This is a genomic window from Methanosarcina sp. UBA5 (assembly GCF_002505485.1).
GTDB lineage: Archaea > Halobacteriota > Methanosarcinia > Methanosarcinales > Methanosarcinaceae > Methanosarcina.
Window position 1 is genome coordinate 13,501 of sequence record NZ_DAVG01000053.1, and the last position, 25,650, is coordinate 39,150.

General features: G+C 43.6%; 19 protein-coding genes. 17 read left to right on the forward strand and 2 right to left on the reverse strand.

Annotated features, from left to right (window positions below; genetic code table 11):
* Positions 1-55: 55 nt before the first annotated feature.
* The 9 genes from BP621_RS05075 to BP621_RS05115 all read left to right on the forward strand — a co-directional run bounded on the left by BP621_RS05075 (position 56) and on the right by BP621_RS05115 (position 9,715).
* Positions 56-238: a DNA-directed RNA polymerase subunit K gene (locus tag BP621_RS05075; protein ID WP_048108139.1), complete on the forward strand. Its 183-nt coding sequence runs from the start codon at positions 56-58 to the stop codon at positions 236-238.
* 70 nt (positions 239-308) lie between these two features.
* Entirely contained in the window at positions 309-1,052 is a 744-nt protein-coding gene (rpsB, locus tag BP621_RS05080; protein WP_292388301.1) for a 30S ribosomal protein S2, read from the forward strand.
* Between the two features lie 69 nt (positions 1,053-1,121).
* Positions 1,122-1,919 (forward strand): MEMO1 family protein, encoded by a 798-nt coding sequence (locus BP621_RS05085; protein WP_292388302.1) that lies wholly within the window; start codon positions 1,122-1,124, stop codon positions 1,917-1,919.
* Positions 1,920-2,227: 308 nt separating this feature from the next.
* Positions 2,228-3,133 carry a mevalonate kinase gene (locus BP621_RS05090; RefSeq protein ID WP_292388303.1) on the forward strand — a complete coding sequence of 302 codons (906 nt, stop codon included), beginning with the start codon at positions 2,228-2,230 and terminating at the stop codon, positions 3,131-3,133.
* 97 nt (positions 3,134-3,230) lie between these two features.
* Positions 3,231-4,013: an isopentenyl phosphate kinase gene (locus BP621_RS05095; protein WP_292388304.1), complete on the forward strand. Its 783-nt coding sequence runs from the start codon at positions 3,231-3,233 to the stop codon at positions 4,011-4,013.
* 3 nt (positions 4,014-4,016) lie between these two features.
* The gene (fni, locus tag BP621_RS05100; RefSeq protein WP_292388306.1) at positions 4,017-5,102 is read left to right on the forward strand and encodes a type 2 isopentenyl-diphosphate Delta-isomerase; all 1,086 of its coding nucleotides are present in this window, start codon (positions 4,017-4,019) and stop codon (positions 5,100-5,102) included.
* Positions 5,103-6,349: 1,247 nt separating this feature from the next.
* Positions 6,350-7,693: an RNase J family beta-CASP ribonuclease gene (locus BP621_RS05105; RefSeq protein WP_292388307.1), complete on the forward strand. Its 1,344-nt coding sequence runs from the start codon at positions 6,350-6,352 to the stop codon at positions 7,691-7,693.
* Between the two features lie 36 nt (positions 7,694-7,729).
* A complete protein-coding gene (locus BP621_RS05110) occupies positions 7,730-8,695 on the forward strand; it encodes a polyprenyl synthetase family protein (RefSeq protein WP_292388387.1) in 966 nt (321 codons plus the stop codon).
* 726 nt (positions 8,696-9,421) lie between these two features.
* Positions 9,422-9,715, forward strand: coding sequence for a hypothetical protein (locus tag BP621_RS05115; RefSeq protein ID WP_292388309.1), 294 nt, complete (start codon positions 9,422-9,424; stop codon positions 9,713-9,715).
* An 826-nt stretch (positions 9,716-10,541) separates the two neighbouring features.
* Here the strand turns inward: BP621_RS05115 and ppdK are convergent.
* A complete protein-coding gene (gene ppdK / locus BP621_RS05120) occupies positions 10,542-13,187 on the reverse strand; it encodes a pyruvate, phosphate dikinase (RefSeq protein ID WP_292388310.1) in 2,646 nt (881 codons plus the stop codon).
* A gap of 1,109 nt (positions 13,188-14,296) precedes the next feature.
* Here ppdK and BP621_RS05125 point away from each other — a divergent pair.
* The 8 genes from BP621_RS05125 (at position 14,297) to BP621_RS05160 (ending at position 24,863) form a co-directional block, all read left to right on the forward strand.
* Positions 14,297-15,364 (forward strand): citrate/2-methylcitrate synthase, encoded by a 1,068-nt coding sequence (locus BP621_RS05125; protein ID WP_292388312.1) that lies wholly within the window; start codon positions 14,297-14,299, stop codon positions 15,362-15,364.
* A gap of 220 nt (positions 15,365-15,584) precedes the next feature.
* Positions 15,585-16,853, forward strand: coding sequence for a UbiD family decarboxylase (locus tag BP621_RS05130; protein ID WP_292388314.1), 1,269 nt, complete (start codon positions 15,585-15,587; stop codon positions 16,851-16,853).
* Positions 16,854-16,896: 43 nt separating this feature from the next.
* Positions 16,897-18,102: an aconitase X gene (locus BP621_RS05135; RefSeq protein WP_292388316.1), complete on the forward strand. Its 1,206-nt coding sequence runs from the start codon at positions 16,897-16,899 to the stop codon at positions 18,100-18,102.
* A complete protein-coding gene (locus tag BP621_RS05140) occupies positions 18,089-18,526 on the forward strand; it encodes a DUF126 domain-containing protein (RefSeq protein WP_292388389.1) in 438 nt (145 codons plus the stop codon). The genes BP621_RS05135 and BP621_RS05140 overlap by 14 nt, the downstream gene beginning before the upstream one ends.
* A 119-nt stretch (positions 18,527-18,645) precedes the next feature.
* Positions 18,646-19,758 carry a site-2 protease family protein gene (locus BP621_RS05145; protein WP_292388318.1) on the forward strand — a complete coding sequence of 371 codons (1,113 nt, stop codon included), beginning with the start codon at positions 18,646-18,648 and terminating at the stop codon, positions 19,756-19,758.
* 36 nt (positions 19,759-19,794) lie between these two features.
* Positions 19,795-20,934, forward strand: a complete 1,140-nt coding sequence (locus BP621_RS05150; RefSeq protein ID WP_292388319.1) for a TIGR04013 family B12-binding domain/radical SAM domain-containing protein — start codon at positions 19,795-19,797, stop codon at positions 20,932-20,934.
* Positions 20,935-21,531: 597 nt separating this feature from the next.
* Positions 21,532-23,814 (forward strand): ribosome rescue protein RqcH, encoded by a 2,283-nt coding sequence (gene rqcH / locus BP621_RS05155; RefSeq protein ID WP_292388320.1) that lies wholly within the window; start codon positions 21,532-21,534, stop codon positions 23,812-23,814.
* Positions 23,811-24,863 (forward strand): mRNA surveillance protein pelota, encoded by a 1,053-nt coding sequence (locus BP621_RS05160; RefSeq protein WP_292388322.1) that lies wholly within the window; start codon positions 23,811-23,813, stop codon positions 24,861-24,863. Before rqcH ends, BP621_RS05160 begins: the two co-directional genes overlap by 4 nt.
* Before the next feature lie 32 nt (positions 24,864-24,895).
* Here BP621_RS05160 and BP621_RS05165 read toward each other — a convergent pair whose 3' ends face one another.
* Positions 24,896-25,615 (reverse strand): DUF1614 domain-containing protein, encoded by a 720-nt coding sequence (locus BP621_RS05165; protein WP_292388323.1) that lies wholly within the window; start codon positions 25,613-25,615, stop codon positions 24,896-24,898.
* Positions 25,616-25,650: the final 35 nt, after the last annotated feature.

A 25,650-nucleotide genomic window follows, 5' to 3' on the forward strand; every position in this document is an offset into this window, starting at 1 on the left:
ATGATTCTCAATTATCAGAATTCATCGGAGCGTTTTTAAATTTCAGGGTGATCAGTTGGTCAAGGAAAAGTATACCCGGTTCGAGCGTGCACGGATCATAGGTGCAAGAGCATTGCAAATTGCAATGGGAGCTCCTGTCCTTGTTGAAGATGACGGGCGGCTGGACCCTCTTAATCTTGCTATTGAAGAGTTGAAGGCCGGAGTTATTCCTATTACGGTCAAACGTAAAACCAGTTAAAAACGCAGTGGGATACATTTTCAGATATTGAATGTGTTTTATTGTTGATTCTATATTATGAGGTGACTTTATGGAGGAAATTGAGCAGACAGGGCAGGAGGAAAATAACGAACAGCCTTTGCCTGAAGAAGATGTCGTGGCTGAAGCAAAACCTGCACCTGAAAAGGAAGCCGCAGCAAAAACCGGATCTGTACCTGTAGAAACAGAGGATGAAGCAGCTTCTACTAAAGAAGGTTCTACATCTCTTGTTTCGATTGACGAATACTTGGCAGCAGGTGTTCACATAGGCACCCAGCAAAAGACCCAGGATATGATGCGTTTCGTATACAGGGTCAGAACTGACGGATTATATGTACTTGACATTCAGTCAACAGACGAAAGAATAAGAGTTGCAGCAAAATTGTTGTCTCACTATGATCCTTCAAGGATCCTTGTGGTTTCTTCAAGGCAGTACGGGCAGCATCCTGCAAGGATGTTTTCCAGGTCATTAGGCACAAGAGCAATGCTCGGAAGGTTCATCCCAGGCTTACTTACAAACCCTCAGATCCACGGTTTCTTTGAGCCTGATGTTGTGATCGTAACTGACCCTGCAGGCGATGCTCAGGTACTAAAGGAAGCTTCAAGCATCGGAGTACCTGTTGTAGCACTCTGTGATACTAACAATCTGATTTCAAATGTGGACCTTGTAATCCCCACAAACAACAAAGGTAGAAAAGCTCTTTCCCTTGTCTACTGGCTGCTTGCAAGGGAAGTCTCCCGGCTTAATGGCACTCCCTTCAATTACGAGTTGCCCGAATTCGAAACACCTCTCTGATTCCAAAGGCAGCCCTGCAGACTGCAAGGATATATAAAAATGACCCGTATCTTATATGGGTGATCATAAATGAGACAGCCAGCGGTTGCAGGGCAGTTCTATCCCCTGCGTCCTGAAAATCTGGAGAAAGAACTTAAGCAATGTTTTGAAGGTCTGGAGATCCGGGAAAAAAATATCCTCGGGGCCGTTTGCCCTCATGCAGGATATGTCTATTCAGGGAGAGTTGCTGCACACGTCTATGCAGCTCTTCCCAAAGCTGACACATATGTCCTTTTCGGTCCCAACCATACAGGATATGGTTCACCGGTTTCGGTATCCACAGATACCTGGAAAACTCCCCTTGGAACTCTTGATGTTGATCGGGAACTTGCAGACGGGCTATCAGGAAGTATTGTTGATGCGGATGAGCTTGGGCACCGATACGAGCATTCGATCGAAGTTCAGCTTCCTTTCCTTCAATACCGCTTTGATCAGGATTTCAGGATTCTTCCTATTTGCCTAGGTATGCAGGACGAAGAAACAGCAACTGAGGTGGGAAACCTTATTGCCGATCTTGTCTCAGAAAGTGGGAAAAAAGTAGCCTTCATTGCATCCAGCGATTTTACTCATTATCAGCCTGCAAACCTTGCAAGGGAGACAGATAATGAAATCATAGAAGCTATCCTTAATCTGGATGTTTCAGAAATCTATGAAAGGCTTTATAGAAGAAATGCATCCGTATGCGGATATGGTCCTATTTCTGCGATGTTGACAGCCTCAAAGAAGCTTGGTGCAACTCGGGCTGAGCTGCTTAACTATTCAAACAGCGGGGAGGTTTCCGGAGATATGAATGCAGTTGTAGGATATGCCGCGATTATTGTGGAGTAAAAGAAATTCCGCAATTATTAGGTAGTAGGAAAAATTCTGCGGAAACGGAGCATACTCGTTTTTAATTAAAAGATCAGGGAGAGTTACGACCCCCAAATAAATTTTTTATGGTTTTTACCGTTATCTACTTATCATAGGCTTGTAAAACAGGTTAAACATCAAAACAAAGTATTTTAGCATTCGGAAACAAATTAACGGCGCATTCAAATAAACTCACCTTGCATTCAAAAGCAAATTAGCTTTCAGATTCAGATATAAATTGGTTGCTTGCCTGTTTCAATCAAATTTGAACTTTTCAGAGGAGTAATATGATTTCGTGTTCTGCCCCCGGGAAAATTTATCTTTTCGGAGAACATGCGGTTGTCTACGGAGAAACCGCAATAGGATGTGCAATTGAATTAAGGACCCGTGTGCGGGTGGAATTATGTGACTCTATAATAATTCGGTCGAAAATTGGCCGAACAGGGATTGATTTTGAAAAACATCCTTATATCTCCGCAGCCATTGAGAAAATGAGGGAAATAGTACCAATAGATGGTGTTCATTTGAGAGTTAATTCTGAGATTCCTGTGGGCTCGGGACTCAGTTCATCTGCCGCTGTTACGATTGCAAGTATAGGTGCGCTCAATGAAATGTTTGGCTGTGGCCTCTCTCTAGAAGAAATCGCTAAAATGGGGCATGAAATAGAAATTCAGGTACAAGGGGCCGCAAGTCCTACTGACACTTATGTTTCTACATTCGGAGGGGTTGTGACCATTCCCGATAGGAGGAAGCTGAAGACGCCTGATTGCGGGATTGTTATTGGGGATACAGGAGTTTTCGCTTCTACAAAAGAGCTTGTAACAAATGTGAGAAAACTCCGTGAAAGTTATCCACATCTTATAGAGCCTCTAATGGTTGTTATTGGAAGAATTTCCAAGACCGCAGAACCCTTTTTCCAGACAGGAGATTACTCTTCAATTGGCAAACTTATGAATGTGAACCAGGGCCTTCTGGACGCACTTGGAGTAAATACTTTTGAACTCTCTAAGTTAATATACTCCTCTCGGGGAGCTGGAGCTTTTGGAGCAAAGAGTACAGGAGGTGGAGGTGGGGGATGTATGGTTGCCCTTACAGCACCTGACAAATGTACACAGGTTGCTGAAGCCATCTCAGAAGTAGGGGGTAAAGCAATCATAACAAAACCAACAGAACAGGGCTTAAAGTTAGAATGAGCAACTTAAACCCTGATCCCTTTGGAGTCTTATTTCGTAATTTCGCATTATTCATAAAGGAAGCTGGAAGCTTTAAAAAGGTATTAAGTGATATAGCATGAATGTCTCAACCGAACCTGTTATTCTGAAACTTGGGGGCAGTGTCATTACTGACAAGACCGCAGATCAAGGGGTTGTAAGAGAGGATGCCCTCCTGAGAATTGCAAAGGAAGTTTCCGAATACCGGGGAAAAATGATTATTGTACACGGTGCAGGTTCTTTTGGGCACACCTACGCTAAAAAATATAGTCTTGGCAGGGTTTTTGACCCTGAAGGAGCAATTGTAACACATGAGTCTGTCAAGAGACTTGCATCCAGGGTGGTAGATGCTCTAAATGAGTACGGAGTCCGGGCTATAGCCGTACATCCTATGTGCTGTACAATTTGCAGAAACGGGCGAATCGAGAGGATGTACCTTGATAACATAAAGCTCATGCTCGAGAACGGGCTCATTCCGGTGCTGCACGGAGATGTTGTTATGGATCTCGAACTCAGAGCGTGCGTGCTCTCAGGAGACCAGATAGTCCCCTATCTTGCAAAAGAACTCAAGATTACCCGGCTCGGATTAGGCTCGGCAGAGAATGGAGTGCTTGATAATGACGGAAAAACCGTACCAGAGATCACTCCGGAAACTTTTGAGAATTTCGAGCGTTACATAAAGGGGTCGGGAAGTACCGATGTCACGGGCGGCATGCTCGGGAAGGTGCAGGAACTTCTGGAACTTAGCAAAACGTCTTGTATTACATCATATATATTCAATGCCGGGAAAGAAGATAATATACGTCGGTTCTTAAATGGGGAATCTATGGGAACCATAATCAGTCCGGACAAAAGGGTATGAAATATGATTAGCACGACCTCAAAGCGAAAGATCGAACACCTGAATTTATGTGCTGAAAGCCCGGTTGAATCCCGAAAAGTCAGTGCGGGCTTTGAGGATGTGACCCTGATCCACAGGGCGCTTCCGGAACTCGATATGGATAAATTGAACCTGTCTATAGACTTTCTTGGAAAACGCCTGCAAGCTCCTTTTCTGATTGCTTCGATCACCGGTGGGCATCCTGACACTATTCCTGTAAATGCTGCCCTTGCCGCTGCGGCCGAGGAGCTGGGGGTAGGGCTTGGAGTTGGAAGCCAGAGGGCTGCAATTGATGACCCTGCCCAAGAAGAGTCTTTCAGGGTTGTCAGGGAAAAAGCTCCGAATGCCTTTATATACGGAAATGTGGGCGCTGCCCAGATTCGCCAATATGGGGTTGACGGAGTTGAAAAACTCATAGAAATGATCGATGCCGATGCCCTTGCCATTCACCTTAACTTCTTACAGGAAGCCATCCAGCCAGAAGGGGATAGGAATGCCACTGGCTGCCTTGATATGATTAAAGAAATCTGCTCCGTACTGGGCACGCCAGTAATCATTAAAGAAACAGGAGCCGGGATCTCAAGGGAAGATGCACTTCTTCTCCAGAAAGCAGGCGTGTCTGCAATTGATGTAGGAGGTGCGGGAGGTACGAGCTGGGCAGGCGTTGAGGTCTACCGGGCCAGGGAAAGTGGAGACTCTGCCTCCGAAAATCTTGGAGAACTTTTCTGGGACTTTGGAATTCCCACAGTTGCTAGCATTATAGAGTCAAGGGTCTCTCTTCCAATTATCGCAACCGGCGGGATCAGGACAGGGATAGATATCGCAAAGTCCATTGTTCTCGGAGCCAGTGCGGCAAGTGCAGCCCTGCCTTTTGTAGGTCCTGCCCTTGAAGGAAAAGATTCAGTTGTCAGAGTCCTTTCCCGCATGCTGGATGAATTAAGGATTGCAATGTTTCTCTGCGGCTGTGCAAATATACAGGATCTGCGTAACGCACCAGTGGTTGTTACCGGCTGGACCCTTGAATATCTGGAACAGCGCGGCTTTAACGTAAAAGACGATGCCGTAGCATGAAACGCTTTCTAACACATAGCACAGGATTCGGCTACACTTATACCTGTAATCTGTATTAAAATCCAGTCTGTATTAAAATTCGGATTACACCGGTAAGATATAATACCAGATACATTAATTAGAAGATTCGTTCCACAACAATATTTATACATAATATGAAGTAATGTTTGGGAATAAGTCGTTAATATGAAAAGTGATCCGTATTTCCTAATCCTGAAAAACTGACTCAGGACTATACGGACAAGCATTGGGTTCGACCTGAACTTTCTGGAGTTAGTAGCAATTACACTAGAATTTGCTTCAGATTCATAAACTGCCAGATATCAGTTGTTGTAAAGTCAATGAAAGTCATGAGTTAATTTCATAAAATTACTAAAAAGTCGATAAACATCGATTAAACTAAGGAATAATTTTCATAGAATTGCTGTAAAATCAATTAAGTAAAAGAGCTCATTTCACAGTTATTCATGCTGAAATTACTTATTATGAAGGGATTGTATTATTAGACTAGAAATAATTATGATAATTGTTGACTCCGGAACCGCCTGGTGAGGTTAGAATCATCTGGTGAAGTTCTCATGATAGGAATAAACCAGATAGAATGGATTATTGAGAAGCAGCAGGGATAGAATTAGAGTAAATTAGAATAAGTCGGAAATAAACCATAATAAACCAGGAATAAAACCAGGAGTAAAAACCCCATTTATAACAAAGCATATTGCTGCATAAGCTCTAGAAGAATCGGCTAGAATAGAAAACTGGATATTTTCAAAGCATTTTAAAGGTAGAAATCTTACTTTACAGGATTGATTGAAAATCAGGTTCTTAAGAAATACTGGCCAATAAGAGAAGAATACGTAAAGGCTCTTGTTAATTGAAGTAATAGCAGAATTCGCTTAATCTGGAAGGGTAGAATCCTTTGAAGAAATGTGTATCTAAGAAAAGAGGATTTTAAAAGCAGTCCTGGGACAATTCTGGAGCGTGCTTGACAGGCATTTGGTTATCTGTATTGAAACAGATATATTAAAAGAATTCTTCTTACAAGAGATGTAGCCTGATTCGTCTCATCGGGGGTGGAGTTCTTCCTGCGAACAAAATCTGGGTATGGCTGCTTTAAGGCTGATTCTATGTTAGATTCTATACCAGTTGTATCATTCACATCGCGGCTATAATTTCAAGGTCATCACCTGATCCATCTTCTGAGGATTGGGGTTTCACAAGGATAAAAATGAATAAGAGGTAAAAATATGACTGAAATAGGAATTGTTGCAGTCGGCGGTTACAATGAGATGGGCCGTAACATGACTGCGGTTATTGTAGGTGAAGATATTATCATTCTGGATATGGGGCTTCGACTCGATAGGGTTCAGATCCATGAGGATGTTGAAATTGACAAAATGCATTCTCTCGAACTTATCGAGATGGGAGCAATTCCTGATGATACAATTATGAAAGAAATCAATGGAACTGTCCGGGCAATTGTCTGCACTCACGGGCACCTTGACCATATAGGTGCAATTCCGAAACTTGCCCACAGGTATAATGCCCCAATTATCTCTACACCCTATACAACGGCCCTTATCAAACAGCAGATCGAGGCAGAACGCAAGTTTGAGGTTTGCAACAGGGTTATTCCGTTGAATGCTGGAGGAACTTACCAAGTTACGGAGGATATTTCTATCGAGTTCATCAATGTCCAGCACAGTATTATTGATTGTGTGCTTGCAGTAGTTCACACTCCAGTTGGAGCGGTCCTCTACGCCTGCGACTTTAAGCTGGACCGCACTCCAACAATGGGTAAAGCTCCTGATTTCGAGCGCCTCAAGGCCCTCGGGAAGGAAGGAGTTGTAGCAATGATTGTAGAGAGCACGAATGCTGGGCGTTCAGGAAAAACTCCATCGGAACAGATCGCAAAGGACATGGTCAGGGATGTGCTGCTTGGTACAGAAGAATCCGAAGTCGGGATGATTATTACCACCTTTGCCTCCCACATCCCCAGGCTAAAAGCAATTATTGAAGCGGCTGGGGAAATGGGCAGGATTCCCGTACTTTTGGGGCGCTCAATGGAACGCTATGTAGGGGCTGCGAGAGATCTTGGTTATCTGGAATTACCTTCCAATGTCGAAATGCACGGCCAGAGGAAGGATGTGGATAGAGCTCTCAAAAGAATTATACAGGAAGGAAAGAACAAGTATCTCCCAATCGTCACCGGGCACCAGGGAGAGCCAGGCTCCATACTTGTGCGCATTGCGAACGGGGAAACTCCGTATACAATTGAGCCAGGAGACAGGGTTATTTTCTCTGCAAATGTGATCCCGAGTCCCATGACTCAGGCTAACCGCTATGCCCTTGAGACTAAGCTCAAGATGCGGGGAGCCAGGATTTATGATAATGTGCACGTATCAGGGCATGCATACAGGGAAGACCACTGGGAACTTCTGCGTATGGTGAATCCTGAACATGTGATCCCTGCCCATGGGGATATGGAGATGCACGGACACTACATCGAGATGGCGGAAGATGCCGGGTATGTACTCGGAGATACAGTACACCTTCTCAGAAATGGTGAAGTGTTATATATAGAAGAATAACTGTATAGGAAATTTATTCCGTACCTCGTGATGTTTATGATGTTAATTGATGAAATCAAAAAAAGAAGTGTCCATGTTGACGCCGCAATTAATGAACTGCTTCCGGTAGCTCATCCCGAGGAGCTGTACAAAGCCTCTCGCTACCTGGTAGATGCAGGAGGAAAGCGCCTCCGCCCCGCAGTTCTTATTCTGGCAGCTGAAGCTACAGGCTCGAACCTCAAATCGGTCTTACCTGCAGCGGTGGCCGTGGAACTTGTACATAATTTCACTCTGATCCATGATGACATAATGGATAGGGATGATATTCGTAGAGGAAGACCTGCAGTCCATATGATATGGGGTGAAGCCGGAGCAATTCTTGCAGGTGACACGCTGTATTCCAAAGCTTTTGAAATTCTGTCTAAAGTTGAAAATGAGCCTGTAAGAATTTTAAAATGTATGGACGTCCTCTCAAAAACCTGTACCGAAATCTGCGAAGGCCAGTGGCTTGACATGGATTTTGAAAAAAGGGAAAAGGTTAGTAAATCAGAATACATCGAGATGGTGGAAAAAAAGACTTCAGTTCTTTACGCTGCTGCAGCCAAGATAGGGGCTCTTCTTGGAGGAGCTTCTGATGAACTTGCTGAAGCTTTATCCGAGTACGGACGCCTTATAGGGATTGGCTTCCAGATGTATGATGATGTTCTGGATATGGTCACCCCGGAGGAAGTTCTTGGAAAAGTAAGAGGTAGCGACCTTATGGAAGGGAAACATACTCTTATTGTAATCGATGCTTTTGAAAAAGGTGTGAAACTGGATATTTTCGGGAAAGGGAAAGCTACTAAGGAAGAAACCGACGAAGCCGTCCGAATTTTAACCGAATGTGGGTCAATTGATTATGTGAAGAACCTTGCAATTTCGTATATCAATGAAGGCAAAGCAAAACTGGACGCCCTGCGGGACTGCCCGGAAAAAGAACTTCTCCTTCAGATCGCCGATTATATGATCTCAAGGAACTACTGAATAGAGCCGCCCAAATAACAGGAGGCTTCAAGGAAAGTTGCGGCTAATTGGGGCCGCAATAACCTGTATTTTCATAAATCTTTTTTATTGACTAGTTAGTCCCAAAACCAGTTTTATTCTCAAAATCAGTAAAGTTTCAGAACTGTTTTCTGTGATCTAAAACTTAATTGACTATTCGGAATGCAGGATTCAGAGAAGCAATATTGAGTTTTGGGGTCAGTTTATTATAGACGTGAAAGTCTAAAGCTAGATTTTAGATGTATAACGACTTAATGTTACTATTTTTCAGTTCAAGTACGTAAGTTCTACTTGGAAAAGATTCTCTATTCTAATCTTTAAGTCTTGATTAGAAAAGAGCTATGATTGACTTGAAATCTTTTACGTCAAACAATTTTTTGCTTGAATGCAATTTTTGATATGATTTATTTAATATAATTTATGCTATTACTATGTGATGGAGTTGGGGAATAGAGCTGGGGTATCATCAAAAAGAAAAGAATTTCCTGGGGTTGCTGATCCTTCTTCGAATCAATGTGCTTGGGGGAGCATAAATTCGGAGGGACTGTATTGGGGGATACAGTAGATACAGCACCTCTGGGCTTCTTCTTGCATTAAATATTCTGAAGATTCCTGGTCAAATTTTAGGAAATTTTTTTATCAAAAACTTCTTATCTTGAGAACCTCTACGTAGTCTTTTTTGGAACCTTAATAGCTAATCTTTATACTTTGGGAAATTCATCTTCCGTTTATTATCACTCCTTAAGCGCAAGTTATTTATATAATAAATGGGAAATAGGATTCCGTGTTCCTTTAAAAGAAAAAGGAATAAAACTTAGAATAAAGGAGAACCAGTTAATGAATAAAATGACAGAGAAGAAGCTTTCAAAGCAAATTTCACAAGGATCTTTGTTTGGGAATGGAATGCTTTTAACCTCTGAGGAAATTTACACAAGATGTTGGGGCCATTCATACAATACTAATCTAAACTTAAAAACAAATTGGAAAAAAGGTACATGTTAAAAATTTGTTAATAAGCAATATCTAGACAACTTCCAGAAAATTATCCATATATTAATAGAAACCAGCTTGAAAATAGCGAAACCACAAAATGGGGTATAAAATGGAATATGAACTTGAAGAAGTAGAGAGAGATTACATCATGTTTAGAAAAGAAATGGGAGAAGAATAACATAAAAAGAGTAAACTAGTCTCTCAATAGTCTATCAACATATCAGACAACCTCCAAACATATCAAACAACCTCCAACCAACATATCAGACAACCTCTAAAAGTCTCTCAAAAACTAAACAAATGCTTGAGCTCGTTACAAAACTTGATTGATCGTTCAAAATTCAAGTTTCTGAGAACCAATTTTGAGGTTTGTAATGAGCTCAAAATTAAAATAAAATTCAAGGAGTTTTATTCATGAAACATTTAAAAATATGTCCAAAATGCCACGCTCAATTGAAATTGCGCTCAGACGGCGAGATCCAGTACTGTAGTATTTGCAAGTACTGGACAAAAGCAGGTACTGCAAGGCTCGATTCAATAATGATTTTTGGATGAGGAGTATGCATGGCGCTCGACGTAAAATGACGACAAACCCTCAAAAAGGGTTACATCATTATATTTTTAAGGAAACACTTTTAAGAATCAGGATTGCCAGACCAAAGTTTTCAGATATCAGAATATTCAGAATTGTGAAATATAGTTAAAGATAACAAAAAAGAGTTTACAAGAGAAATTTACAAAAATGAGTTTCCAAAAAAAGGTATACAAAAAAAGAGTAATAAGAGCAGGATAAATCCTGCCTCTCTTTGAATAAGTCTTTAACTTCAAGGACTTTTTACTTTCTGGACTCAATTGTGCTCTGGGCAGCCACGAGTCTTGCAATCGGAACTCTGTAAGGAGAGCAGCTTACATAGTTAAGGCCTATATCATGGGCGAAGTGGATGGATCTCGGCTCTCCGCCGTGTTCTCCGCAGATTCCCATTTTGAGATCAGGTTTGACAGAGCGGCCTTTTGAGATACCAATTTTCATGATCTCGCCAACGCCTTCCTGGTCCAGGACTGCAAATGGATCGTGCTCAAGAATTCCTGCCTTCTGGTAGATAGGCACGAATTTGGACACGTCATCACGGCTGAACCCGAAGGTTGTCTGAGTCAGGTCATTTGTTCCGAAGGAGAAGAAATCGGCTTCCTGGGCAATCTGGTCTGCGACAATTGCGGCTCTGGGCAGCTCGATCATTGTTCCTACTTTGTAATCGATCTTTACGCCTTTCTCAGCCATGACTGTTTCTGCCATCTTGCAGACTTCTTCCCTGGTAATTGAAAGCTCTTTTACAAGACCCACGAGCGGAATCATGATTTCAGGAACAATCTGCATTCCCTCGTTTGCAAGTTCACAGGCTGCTTCCATGATTGCACGTACCTGCATATCATAGATTTCCGGATAGGTGATTCCGAGTCTGCATCCTCTGTGACCAAGCATAGGATTGAGTTCTTTGAGGGAAACCACACGCTGAATGACCTTCTTTACCTCGCTGATCTTTTCGGAATCTCCAGAGGCTTCGAGATTCCTGAGTTTTGCGTCAAGCTCTTCTTTGTCAGGAAGGAACTCATGGAGAGGTGGATCAAGCAGTCTTATAGTAACGGGCAGGCCTTCCATGCTGCGGAAGATCCCAAGGAAGTCCTCCTTCTGCATAGGAAGTAATTTTTTGAGGGCTTTCTTTCTGGACTTTTCTTCTTCGGCCATGATCATTTCCCTTACTGCAGGAATTCTCTCTTCCCCGAAGAACATATGTTCAGTTCTGCAAAGTCCTATACCTTCAGCCCCAAGTTCACGGGCGAGGCCTGCATCTGCCGGATTGTCTGCGTTTGTTCTAACCCCGAGAGTCCTTATCTCGTCGGCCCACTGAAGAATCTTCTTCAGATCATCATTAATTTCGGCATCAATCAGCTCGACTTTCCCGATGATTACGCTGCCTGTACTTCCATCAATAGTAACATAATCGTGTTCCTTGATAGTGTGGCCATTTACCATGAAGAGGCCGCTCTTAGTATCGACTGAGATATCTCCACAACCTACAACACAGGGCTTGCCCATACCTCTTCCAACGACTGCGGCATGAGAGGTCATTCCTCCGCGCACGGTAAGGACGCCCTGGGCAGCTGCCATTCCTCCGATATCTTCAGGGGAAGTTTCGGTCCGGACGAGAATTGTCTTTTCTCCCTTCTCAGCCATTTCTTCAGCTGCTTCGGCAGTAAATACAACTTTTCCTACAGCAGCTCCGGGTGATGCAGGAAGTCCCTTTGCGATTACTTCCAGTTTTGCATTGGGATCGATTCTGGGGTGCAGAAGCAGGTCGATGTGTTCAGCTTTAACCCTTGTGACTGCGGTTTCCTTATCAATCAGCCCTTCTGCTACCATGTCAGTTGCCAACTTTACGGCTGAGGCAGCTGTACGTTTTCCAGTCCTGGTCTGCAGCATGTAGAGCTTTCCTTCTTGGATAGTAAACTCTATATCCTGCATGTCTTTGAAGTGGGCTTCGAGCTTCTGACAGATGTCCACAAGCTGTTTGTAGGCATCGGGGATCTTGTTCCCAAGAGTGTCAATAAAGTCCGGAGTACGGATGCCTGCAACAACATCTTCGCCCTGTGCGTTGATAAGGTACTCCCCAAAGAATTTCCTTTCTCCTGTAGACGGGTTTCTTGTAAAAGCAACTCCTGTGCCTGAGGTATTTCCTCTGTTCCCGTAAACCATGGTCTGTACATTGACAGCTGTGCCCCAGCTGTCATCGATTTCGTTAAGCTTTCTGTAAGTGATAGCTCTTGGGTTATTCCAAGACTCAAAAACAGCATTGATCGCCATCTGAAGCTGGACTTTTGGATCCTGGGGAAACTCAAATCCTTTCTCGAGTTTGATTACTCCCTTAAACCTTTCGGCCAGATCTTTCAGTGCTTTCGCATCGAGGTCGGTATCGGATTCGACTTTAAGTTCTTTTTTCTTATCCTCAATAAGGGACTCGAACTTGTCGAAATCAATTCCGAGAACAACATCTCCAAACATAGAGATAAATCTGCGGTAACAGTCGTAAGCGAACCTTTCGTCATTGACCTTATTTGCGAGTCCGAGAACAGATTTGTCCGTGAGCCCAAGGTTAAGGACGGTATCCATCATCCCCGGCATGGACACTCTGGCTCCGGACCTTACAGAAACAAGCAGTGGATCTTCTGGGTCCCCAAGCTTTTTGTTGTTTAAGGCCTCGAGCTTATTGATCGCTTCTTCGATCTGTTTGAGTACTTCTTCAGAATACTTCTGATTTTTCAGATAAAGTACACAAACTTCAGTTGTTATCGTAAAACCTGGGGGTACTGGAATTCCGAGGTTTGCCATTTCGGCAAGGCCTGCGCCCTTACCTCCAAGTAAGTCTCTCATGCTACCTTTGCCATCAGTTACATTCTTTCCAAAAAAATATACGAACTTTGACAATGAGTCTCCTCCCTAGAACGAGATCATTAATCGGAGTTAGTGACTGTAACGACCATATTTATGGCCTGAACGCTGCCAACAATGTCCATTTAATATATAAGGTTGTGGTTTCCTTCTTCTAGAATTTATATTCTACTATATTAAATTAGTTGAGACTAACAGAGAATCTCAAAATAGAGTTTTGACTTAAAAACTTTAATATTTACGCAATTGAAATTACTAAATCAAGTACATTCGGCGTTGTGACTTATTTAGCGTTTTATACAGTTGAAGATATAATGCTGTTGATTTTTCAGTTCAACTGCGTAAGTCCTAAAATTATTCTCTTTTTCACTAACTCTTATAGATACTTTTCTTTATTCGATAGTGGCAACTTTAAACTCTGAAATTTGGTATAACTTAGCTGCAAAACCGATTATCTCCTACGCTTCAAATGCCATAATAAATAAAGAAGGCGAAGAGGAAAGAATCAATCACTGGGTAAATAAAAAATGGAGACTCGGTAGAGCTATATATGCACCAATTATGCACCAATGGAGAACAAACTCAAATTTTTGTATGAGATTGGACGGAAAGAACAGGTAGGAATGTACCTAAGAAACCAGAACATTTTGATTAGGGTTTTGGTGACAGTATAAAAAGAGAGCTGAATGTAAAAAGATACATGGACATGTTAAGAGTACAGTAAAATTCGATATCAGAAGAGTAAGAAATCAAAGTAGAAAACTCGACTCTCTATTGAGTCTCATAACATATCAACTGCTGGCAGAGTAGAAAACTCCACTCTTTGTTGAATTTCATAGCATATCAACTGCTGGTGCTGACATAAATGCAAAATAAGGTTGGAGATGAGAACCCATTTGGGAGATTTTTTGAAAGAATTGGATATCAAATAAGAAATATTTTAAAAGCTAATTTGAGATCCTCAAGGCCCTGAGACATAATTTCAACAAATTTAATATACTTATTCAACGATAATAGGAATGCATTGTCACCCTATTTTTGGGCCTTATAAGGCCCTTCGCGTTAAATTTTCCACATATAAGTAGAGGATTCCCCAAACTTCAAAGTTTTTTGAAAATCCTCTTGGCATAACTGTGAGGTATAAAATGAGTAAAAATATCTGTTTCATAGATGGGTTGGAGGGCATTCTGAAATACAGGGATGTAGATATTAACCAGCTTGTTGAGCTTCCCTATGATGCCGTTTCCTATCTGCTTATCCTCGGAGATCTCCCCAGAGATCAGGAACTTGCCGAGTATTCAGCCTGCCTGCATGGGGAGCGTGAAGTCAACAGGGAGGTGATAGACATTATCCACATGTACAATTTCAATATTGACTCTATAGAAGCGCTGCGTACAATCGTTTCTTTTATATCACAGTTCGATCCGGACATTAATGACAGCTCTCCTGAAGGAAATATGAGAAAAGCCATAAGGTTAATTGCCAAGATACCAACCATAGTTGCTGCATATTATAGAATCGCAAATGGAAAAGAGCCTGTGTCCCCTGATCCATCCCTCTCCCACGGAGCCAACTTCCTGTATATGTTAAGAGGAAACAAACCAAGTCAGCTGGAAGCTGAGGTCATGGAAAAAGACTTCATCCTCAGCGCCGAACATGAACTAAATGCTTCTACTTTTTCTTCAAGAGTTACCGCATCTACCCTTTCAGACCTCTATTCTGCTGTAGTTTCTGGACTCTGCACCCTTAAAGGTCCTCTGCATGGAGGAGCAAGGTCAGAAGTTGTGAACATGATCGAAGAAGTCGCTTCCCCGGAAAATGCAGAGAAATTTGTTCTCGAAAAAATCTCAAAGAAAGAAAAGATTATGGGTTTTGGGCACCGGGTATACAAGACTTATGATCCAAGGGGCATAATCTTCAAGCAGCTTGCCAGGCAACTCGCTGAAACGAAAGGGGATATGCACTGGTACGAGACAGCGGAAATAATAGAAAGCACTGTTATCCGTGAGCTTGTGGAAAAGAAAGGAAAGCCAATCTATCCGAACGTTGATTTCTACTCGGGAGTTATTTACAAATATATGGATATCCCCCCTCAACTTGCAACATCAATCTTTGCAATTGGCAGGGTCTCAGGCTGGATAGCTCATTGCTTTGACCAGTACGAAAAGAAAAGGATCATAAGGCCCAGGTCTTTCATGCTTGATGAATGTTAGATGACTTTTTAGCCAAGCTTTTTTTGAAAAAGGTTTGCGTAAACCGTTGCGCCGGTTAATCACGCCGGATAGGGTTTGTGGATAAGATCTTCAAACTCAAACACTGTTTGGGGTTTTCGCTCAAGCCTTTTTTGAAAAGGCTTGCGGTCAAGCAGTTTTTTGAAAAAGGTTTGCTGACAATCTTTTTATTGTCTGACAGCTTTTTGATATCCAGATACCCATGAGTTTTAGAGCTTTTATCGACCAGTTAAGAGAAAATGGAAAACTGGTAGAGATTTCGCAGCCGGTTTCTCCGAAGTTTGAAGCTTCAAGAATTGCAAAAACAGCAAAAGCCCCGGTTTTCTTCCATGATATTTCAGGCTCAAAAGTCATAATGAACCTGCTTGGATCAAGGGATGAACTGGCTTCCATGCTCGGAGTCCCTAAAGAAGAAATCATAAAGAGGCTTTCAGAAGTTTCTCCTGAAGGGGAAGTGCGGCTGGTGTCAGAATCTCCAACCCTTGAGGTCATAGAAGACCAGGTTGACCTGACAAGACTTCCTATCCTCACACATTTTGAAAAAGATGGAGCTCCCTATATAACGGCAGGAATTGTTGTTTCCGAGTACAGAGGCACAATTAATGCTTCAATCCATCGGCTTATGTTAGTAGGAAAAGATAAACTTGCAGCCCGACTGGTTCCTCCAAGGCATACCTATCTCCTGCACAAAAAAGCCGCTGAAAAAGGTGAACCTTTGCCTGTTGCAATCGTGCTTGGCTGTGATCCGACAATTATTTACGCGACTTCGACAAGGGTTCCTGTGGGAAAAGAATTCGAATACGCAGCTGCCCTGCGAGGCGCTCCTGTTGAACTTTTTGAGTGCGCAAACGGGGTAAAAGTTCCTCATGCCGAGATTGTGCTTGAAGGTTACATTGACCCTGTAGACAAGGTTGATGAAGGGCCTTTTGTGGACATTACAGGAACCTACGACGTTGTAAGACAGGAACCTGTTATTCATATCACCCGAATCATCCACAGAAAAAACCCTATCTATCACGGGATTCTGCCAGCCGGTCCTGAACATCTTCTTATGATGGGTGTACCCTACGAGCCAAGAATTTACAGGGCTGTCGGGGAAGTTACGACGGTCAAGAACGTGGTATTGACCGAAGGGGGATGCTGTTATCTTCATGCAGTCGTTCAGATTGAGAAGCAGACTGAAGGAGACGGAAAAAATGCTATTATGGCAGCCTTTGCAGCCCATACGAGCCTTAAGCACGTAGTGGTTGTGGACGAAGATATAAATATTTTTGACCCGAACGATGTCGAGTTTGCAATTGCCACGAGGGTAAAAGGAGATATGGATATTCTAATTATTCCCAATGTTCGGGGCAGTTCTCTGGACCCGCGTGGAGCTCCTGATGGAACGACAACAAAAGTGGGAATTGATGCTACAAAGGTGCTTGTAGAAAAGGAAAATTTTGAAAGAGCAGTAATTCCGGAAGAATAAATAAAAATTATTTTAAGCACTGGCGATTACCGAGTGAATTTCAATGTATCTTACAAAAGAAGAAGAGCAAATCCTGAATGGAGAAGCCGGGGAGACTCTAAGGCAGGCTATCGAAATTCTGGTGGCCCTTGGAGACATTTACGGTGCAGACAGGCTTATCCCCATCAAAAGCGCCCAGATTGCAGGAGTTTCTTACAAAACTATGGGCGATGCAGGCCTTGAATGGATTTCAGATCTGCAGGGCAGGGTTAAGGTTCCTGCGATTCTGAACCCTGCAGGGATGGATCTGCAAGACTGGAAAAGGCTCGGGATTTCACCCGATTTTGCAGAAAAACAAAAATTGATTATCCAGGCATATGAAAAACTGGGAATTCAGTGTGAGTGCACGTGTACGCCTTATACTCTCGAGGGCTTTGATGTCGGTTATGGCGACCATCTGGCATGGAGCGAATCGTCAGCCGTCTCCTATGCAAATTCCGTGCTTGGAGCCAGGACAAATCGGGAAGGAGGGCCGTCAGCCCTTTCTGCGGCACTTCTCGGGAAAACTGCAAACTATGGTTTCCATCTGGACGAAAACCGTGTGCCTGAGCTCTCAATTTCTGTAGAATATCCACTAAAGGGATCGGATTTTGGTGCACTAGGTTATGTAGCTGGGAAAATTGCAGGGAGCAAGGTACCTGTTTTTCATCTCAGGAATACACCGAAAACGGATGAATTAAAAGCGCTCGGTGCTGCAATGGCAGCTTCAGGAGCAGTTGCCCTTTACCACGTGGAAGGAGTCACGCCTGAGATTTGCAGGGTGGATTTTGAAGCCCCGACAGAAAAAGTAACCATTGAGAGAAGCCAGCTTGATGAGGTTTATGAGTGTCTGAATAAAGCCTGCAAAGAACCCGAATTGATAACCATAGGGTGTCCTCACTGCTCGGCAGCAGAGCTTGAAAAAGCCGCTGAACTCCTTGAAGGAAAAACGGTTTCGAAAGAGTTCTGGATCTTCACCTCAAGGGAACTTGCAAAACGCTATCCGGAGTATATCAGGACCATCGAAAAAAGTGGAGCTAAAGTTGTCTGTGATACCTGCATGGTGGTTTCTCCTGCTACCAACAGATATTCCTGTGTCATGGTAAACTCAGGAAAAGCCCTTGCTTACGTGCCAGGGATGTGCGGGGCTGAAGCCGTATACGGAAGTATGGAGGCATGTGTTGAGGAAGCGCTTGGCGGGACAGCAAAGAAGGCAGGTGATTCCAATTAAACTTAAAGGCAGGACGATTTCCAGAGGATGTGCAAAAGGGGAAGTACTTCTTTCCAGAGACCCTATTTCCTTCCTTGGTAGTATAGATCCTAAAACCGGGGTTGTAATTGAAGAAAATCATGCCCTTGAAGGAAAATCAATCCAGGGTAAAGTTCTTGTTTTTCCCCACGGCAAAGGCTCTACGGTTGGCTCGTATGTTATGTATCAACTTAAGAAAAATGGAGTTGCCCCTGTAGCGATAGTAAACATGGAAACTGAACCTATAGTCGCAGTTGGAGCCATTATTTCCGAAATTCCACTCGTTGATATGCTTGAGAGAAACCCTTACGAAGTATTAAATAATGGAGATCTTGTTCTGGTTAACGGAAGCAAAGGATATATTGAGCTTATCAAACAGGAAACAAATAAAACTGAACACGATTAAAATTAAAGAAATAATCAGCAAACGAAAAATGATAATTTAAGTTCTAATAGTAAACGGATAAAGCCGAAAATGGATAAATCTAAAAAATAAATCTTAAGCTGGGAGATAGGAACTCCGAGATGAACCAGGACAACAATAAGAAAGGCAAAGGAAAATTCAATGCCGAAGAAGCGGTTTCGCGGTTATATCCTTACATAGCCAGGGTATTTGACGTGTATGAGGTCCAGAATTCCGGGGAAGCTCTTTACTTCTTTGGAACTCCTCGAGTCGATACTCAGACTGTCACGGGAGAACTCTGGGAGCCTTTACAGCAGTTTGGGTTTGGATGTACGCTTAAACATGAGCTTGGAGAATATGTATTACTGGTATTTCCTGAAAAAAAGGCAAAGGAAAAGACCTGGATAAATCTTGTTCTTTTCATAGCAACATTTTTTACAACCATGGTTTGCGGAGCCTGGATGTCCGGAGCAGACCTCGAAAACGGGTCCATCCAGCTTTTCCGAGGCTTACCGTTTACCATTGCAATAATGACAGTTCTTGGCTCCCATGAAATGGCTCATTATGTAACGGCTAGATACTATGGGATGAAGGCATCTCTTCCGTATTTCATTCCATTTCCGACTTTTATTGGCACTATGGGTGCATTAATTCACTACAGAGGGCCTGTCCCAAGCCGAAAGGCGCTTTTTGATGTGGGAGTTGCAGGGCCACTGGTAGGCCTGTTCATGTCAATCACAGTTACGGTAATAGGCCTTAACCTTGAACCGCCTGCAGTAAATCCACTGTCAAATTCTATGATGCTCGGTCTTGGCCTTCCTCCCCTTTTTGTGTTTATCCAAAACCTTGTCGGAGCAACAGGAGAAAACCTTCATCCTGTAGCCTTTGCAGGATGGGTAGGAATGTTCGTGACCTTACTCAACCTTCTCCCTGCGGGGCAGCTTGACGGTGGGCATATCCTCAGGGCTATGCTGGGTAAGAAAGCGGAAAATGTTTCGTTTATGATGCCGCGTGTTCTGTTTCTGATAGGGCTTTATGTAATTTACTGGCTGAAAGAAGACGGATTAATATGGATTACCTGGGCCCTTTTCCTCTGGATTTTTGCTGCGGCAGGGCATCCGTCTCCCCTGCACGATAAAGTCGAACTGGACAAAAAACGCATCCTATTAGGGATCATTACCTTTATTTTGGGTTTACTTTGCTTTACTCTGATACCTTTTAAGCCAATTTCCTGAAGGAGTCTGGATTTCGAAAAAACGGAGGAAAAAATAATGGACGTACACTTCCGGTACAGCAAGAAAAATTCTTACAGCTTTGCAGTTCTTTCCCCTTTAATGCCGGAAGCCGGTTTTTTAGACAGGCCTGTAGACGGCATCATGATCTACAGTTTTACAACGCGCCAGGCAGCAAAGGTATTTCGGGAAGTAAAAAATGCAGATACGGAGTCGATTTTTATTGCTGGAGGCCCTCATCCATCCGGCGCTCCAGAAGAGACACTTGAATACTTTGACTATGTTGTGATTGGGGAAGGGGAGGAAACCCTTCCGGAACTTGTGAAAACGATCCAGGAAAGGGGAAACCCGGGAAAAGTACCTGGCATTGCATACAGGGACGCAAAAACGGGCAAGATTGCCAGAACTCCAAAAAGACCCTATGCAGACCTTGATTCCTATCCTTGCTTTGACCCTCATAAACTCCGGGCTCCTATTGAAATTAGCAGGGGATGCCCCTGGGGTTGCAAGTACTGCCAGACTCCCAGGCTTTTCGGAAGAGAAGTCAGGCACAGAAGCATAGATTCCATCGTAAAAAATGCAGGGTATTATAACGACCTTCGCTTTATAGCCTCCAATGCTTTTGGTTACGGAAGTGACGGAATTCACCCCAGGTTTGACAGGGTGGAGAAATTGCTTTCCGCACTTCATAAACTGCCTGATAAGAAGATTTTCTTCGGGACGTTTCCTTCTGAAGTGCGCCCGGAATTCGTAACTGATGAGTCGGTTGAACTTGTGAGGAAGTACTGCGCAAACGATAGCCTTAGCCTCGGAGCTCAGTCCGGCAGTGACCGGATTCTAAAGGAGATCCGGAGAGGGCATACTGTTGGAGACAGTATTTCAGCAGTTGAGTGCTGCCTGGAACATGAAATTGTTCCTGCGGTTGATTTCATCTTCGGCCTTCCCACCGAAACCGAAGAAGACCAGGAAAAAAGCCTTGATCTTGTTCGCTGGATCTGCAAAAAAGGAGGCACTGTAAGGGCTCATTACCTGAGTCCCCTGCCAGGAACTCCATATGCATCGGCTGTCCCGACAGAAGTGAGTGACATAGTAAGGCGAGAGCTTGGAAAGCTTGCCCTTGACGGCAAACTCACAGGATACTGGGAAAAACACCGTAAATCTGAAAAAAAGCCAAATTAGGAAGATAAGGTTGAAAGCCGATCTGAAATTTCGGCTTTGTAGAAATTCTCAATCTCAGCCAAAACAAGTTTATATTATTTTTATTTATGTTTACACTAACATTTTTATTTTTATTTCAGTCGAATACCCCGCTAGCTTGCTGCGAGGATGGAAAACTTCCCCGGTAACCGTTGATGATGTAACCGTTGATGATAATATTATTTATCAACTCCATTTTTCGGTTACTAACTTCTGCTCAAACTTATTTGTTTAGGGTTCTTATTTCCTTTAAAGGAATTTGGAGCGCTGGCGCGAACATACCACTTACTTGTAGCAAGTTGCGCCATCGCAACTTTGATTTGAAATCACTTATTCTAGGTGCTCCTACATTTTTGTGGTAAAAAGTGGAAGGAGCACTTTATTAATACCTTTTTATAATGACTGAGCAACTTAGGATTTCTACAAAGCCCTTTTTTTCCAATCTCTTTAAGACTTCTGCTGAAACTGTTGTCATAAATAAGTTCTCCTGAGCGAAGCGAAAAGGACTTCGTGCTCCCAAAGTGAAACTCGGGCTGCACAGGAAATGCTTATACCAAAAGCCTCTATTATATCCACTTCATGAAACAGGATATGTCGAGTGCCGACGTTGCTGCAGTTGTCGCCGAGCTGTCAGCAGGTCCCAAATCCATTATTGATGCGAAGATCGGTAAGATCTATCAGCCAGCCAGCGAGGAGATTCGCATCAATCTTTACGTTTTTCACCAGGGCAGGGACAACCTGGTTATTGAGGCCGGGAAGCGCATCCATCTAAGTAAATACCTCAGGGCAAGCCCAACGCTTCCCCAGTCTTTTCCAATGCTGCTTAGAAAATACCTGATTGGAGGCAGGATTGTATCGGTAGAGCAGCACGATTTTGATAGGATCGTAAAGATCGGGATCGAGAGAGGGGGAGTCCGTTGTACTCTTATTGTGGAGCTTTTCGCCCCTGGGAACGTGCTTATTGTCGATTCGGAAAACAGGATTATTCTGCCTATGAATCCTGTAACCATGAAGGATAGGCGGCTTAGGAGTGGAGAAATTTACGAACTGCCCGAGGCACAGATAAGTCCTCTAAAGGTTAAGGTTTCGGACCTTATGGAGGCTTTTTCCAGATCTACGGCTGATATCGTCCGAACGGTTGCCACAAGGTTCAATCTGGGAGGAGTTCTGGCAGAAGAAGTTTGTGCCAGGGCAGGAATTAACAAATCAAAGTCTTCAAAGGAGGCAACTGAGGAGGATGCCTCTAGGCTCTGCAATGCAATGCACGATCTCTTTTCCCCACTTTTGAAGGTCGGAGCCGCAGATAAAGGCCCTGCAGAAGCCGAAACCGAGACTGAACTTAAATCCGAGATCGAGTTTAAACCGGAAACCGAACTTAAACCCGAAGCCGGAGTTGAAGGTGAGGCTCCTAAGCTCAGATCTCAGCATGTGAAAAAGGAAATCAACGGAAAGCTGGAAACTTTCGATGTACTTCCTTTTGACCTTATTCGTTATTCTGGATTTGAAAAAGAGTACTTTGATTCTTTTAATACGGCACTTGATGAATTTTTTGGGAAAAAAGCGCTTGAACAGGTTGAAGAGGTAAAAGAAGCTCAGAAAAAGGAGAAAACACTTGGCGTTTATGAACGGCGGCTTCTCCAGCAGGAAGAAAGCCTTGCAAAGTTCGAAAAAGAAATCGAGAAAAATAATACCCTTGCTGAGACAGTCTATGCAAATTACACGGTTATTGAAGAGCTTCTTTCCGTGCTCAACGGCGCAAGGTCAAAGGGGTATTCCTGGGATGAGATCCGCTCCATTCTGAAGCAGGCCAAAAAGACCGTGCCTACTGCCCAAAAGATCACAAATATTGACCCAAGGACCGGGACTGTAGCTGTTAACCTTGACGGGAAGAGTATTAGTCTTGATATCCGAAAGACAGTGCCACAGAACGCTGAGGAATACTATGAAAAGGTCAAGAAATTTAGCAAGAAAAAAGACGGCGCTCTCAAAGCTATCGAAGATACCAGGAAGGCTATGGAGAAAAAAGCCGTGGCAAAGGCTGCAAAGGCAGGAAAGAAGCTCCATGTGTCTAGGAAAAAGCACTGGTATGATAGGTTCAGGTGGTTTGTGTCCTCGGACGGCTTCTTTATTGTGGGAGGCAGGGACGCAGATACCAATGAGGAAATCTTTAAGAAATATCTCGAAAAGAGAGATCTTGTATTCCATACTCAAACACCGGGGGCCCCTCTCACAGTCATCAAGACCGGTGGAGAAGAGGTTCCCGAATCTACTCTGCAAGAAGCGGCACAGTTTGCTGTTTCTTATTCTAGCCTCTGGAAAGCCGGGCACTTCAGTGGGGACTGTTACTGGGTCAAAGCCGAACAGGTCACAAAAACCCCGGAATCAGGAGAGTACGTAAGAAAAGGGGCTTTTATCATCCGCGGGGAACGCAATTACTTTAAGGATATTCCTCTCGGCGTTGCAGTCGGGCTTGAACTCAAAGGCGAGACGAGAGTGATAGGCGGGCCTGCTTCTGCTGTCCGGAAACATGCGGATTATATCCTCGAAATAGTCCCTGGGGCTTTTAATCAGAATGACATTTCTAAAAAGATCTACAGGATTTATGCCGATGAACTCAATGATCCTCGTTTCGTAAAGCAAATTGCCTCTCCTGACCAGATAGCCATGATGGTCCCACCCGGAGAATCTGACTTAAAGACCCAGAAGCCAGAAAAGAAGGGAGAGAAGCCCGAGCACGAAGATGAAGAACATGGGACAACGGGAGTCGAGAACGAACCTGAAGATAACGCAGAAGAAATTGAAGAGAAATTCGGAGAAGGAAGTGAAGAAGAAATTGAAACGCATGGAGGGAAAAAGGCATGAGGGTTACAAACCGCTCCCTTAAGGGCAGGGAAGGGGAGATTGCAGTAACAGCCGAAACCCTCGATGATCTCTGGCACCTCAAATATATAATTGAAAAAGGGGATCTGGTTTTTGCGGTTACCAAACGGAAAGCCGATTCGGCAAGTGATAAAATCCGCCCGGAAAAGGTTGAGAAAGTAAAGGTCAGGCTCGGAATCAGGGTTGACGAGATCGAGTTTCACAAGTTTGCGAACCGGCTCAGGGTGCATGGGATGATAGAGCATGGGATGGATGTCGGTTCCTTTCACACCCTCAATATAGAGATAGGAACAAATCTTTCTATTGTTAAGGAACACTGGAAGAGTGACCAGCTCCAGCGTATCCAGGATGCTGAAGAAGCGTCGAAGCGCCCTAAAGTCGTTATGGTCGCAATAGAAGAGGGCGATGCCGATATTGGCTTTGTTCATCACTACGGAATAGAGATCTATTCTCATATCAGGCAGTCCTCTGGAAAGCGAGAGACTAGCTTGAGGAATGAGTTTTTTAGGGAAGTTGTAGAACAGCTCAGGCATGCTGTTCCTGAGGAAGCGTCCATAGTTATTGCCGGACCCGGATTTACTAAAGAGGACTTCATCAAATATTTCCAAGAAATCGAACCGGCTATGGCTTCTAAAGCCCTGATTGAAGACACCTCCATGATAGGAATGTCCGGCTTTCAGGAAGTTCTACGCAGAGGTGCGGTGGATCGCATCATGCAGGAATCCCGTATAGCCCGCGAATCAGCCCTGATGGAAGACCTTATTCGTGAGATCTCAATGGATGGCAAAGCTGCATATGGTTTCGCAGATGTTAATAATGCTCTCAATTTCGGGGCTGTCGAAACCCTGCTCGTTGCCGACGAAACCCTCCGCGAAGGGCGGGAAAAAGGGGAGGATATCGATAAACTCCTCATGGAAGTCGAGCAAGCTCAGGGGAAGGTCGTTGTTTTCAGCACGGCCTTTGAGCCCGGAGAAAAGCTTCATAAATTGGGAGGAATCGCAGCTTTGCTCCGTTTCAAGGTTAGAGGTTGATCTGTTTTCCAATATTTTATATTCAATGGTTTTTATATTAATAAAAGAGCAATGAACCCGCTTAAAAAGATTCCATCAAAGGTTCCTGCCCCTCCTATGCTCGCAACCGGAGCTCCAAGGTTCTTAATTTTTCCCAGGTTCAGAAGATCGGCTCCAATAAGAGTTCCAAGCACTCCTCCTGCATAGGCGGCGACAACACGGCACTGATCAACCGGGCAGTCCGGAATATGAATTATTGATGTCAGTAAAATCGCAGTAAGGGCAGCTGCAAGGGGTGGAACAAGGGCCGGGGTTGCGATACCTATGCCGCGAATCGGCCTTGCTACGGAATGAGTTATTATTGTAACTATTAAGATGCTGGCTACTGCAAGCATGAGAGACGAAGGGAATTTCGTAAGAAGATAAGCTGAAATCAGAACCGGAATAACCGCTCCTCCTACATTCACAGCAATTGTCGTTTCATTTCTTATCACACGCCGGAATGGAACCCTGTAAGATATGCCAAAAACATGAACATAACTATCTCTTACTACCGGAGTATCGGATCTGAGGGTTGCCAGAGGGATATTGATACCGCTTCCGAGGAGAGACAGTAACAGGATAAGGAGCGCATCCCCTATAGAGAAGCCGATTTTCATAAAGGCGGAGATAATTACTCCAAAAAAAAGAAAACTAAGCCCGAAAATCAGAATAAAGATCAAAAGAAGAAGGAATGTAAGGCTAAAAGGAATGTAAAAAAGTTGTCTTCTCATAAAATCGCCCCACTTTCTTTATTTTTCCGCATATT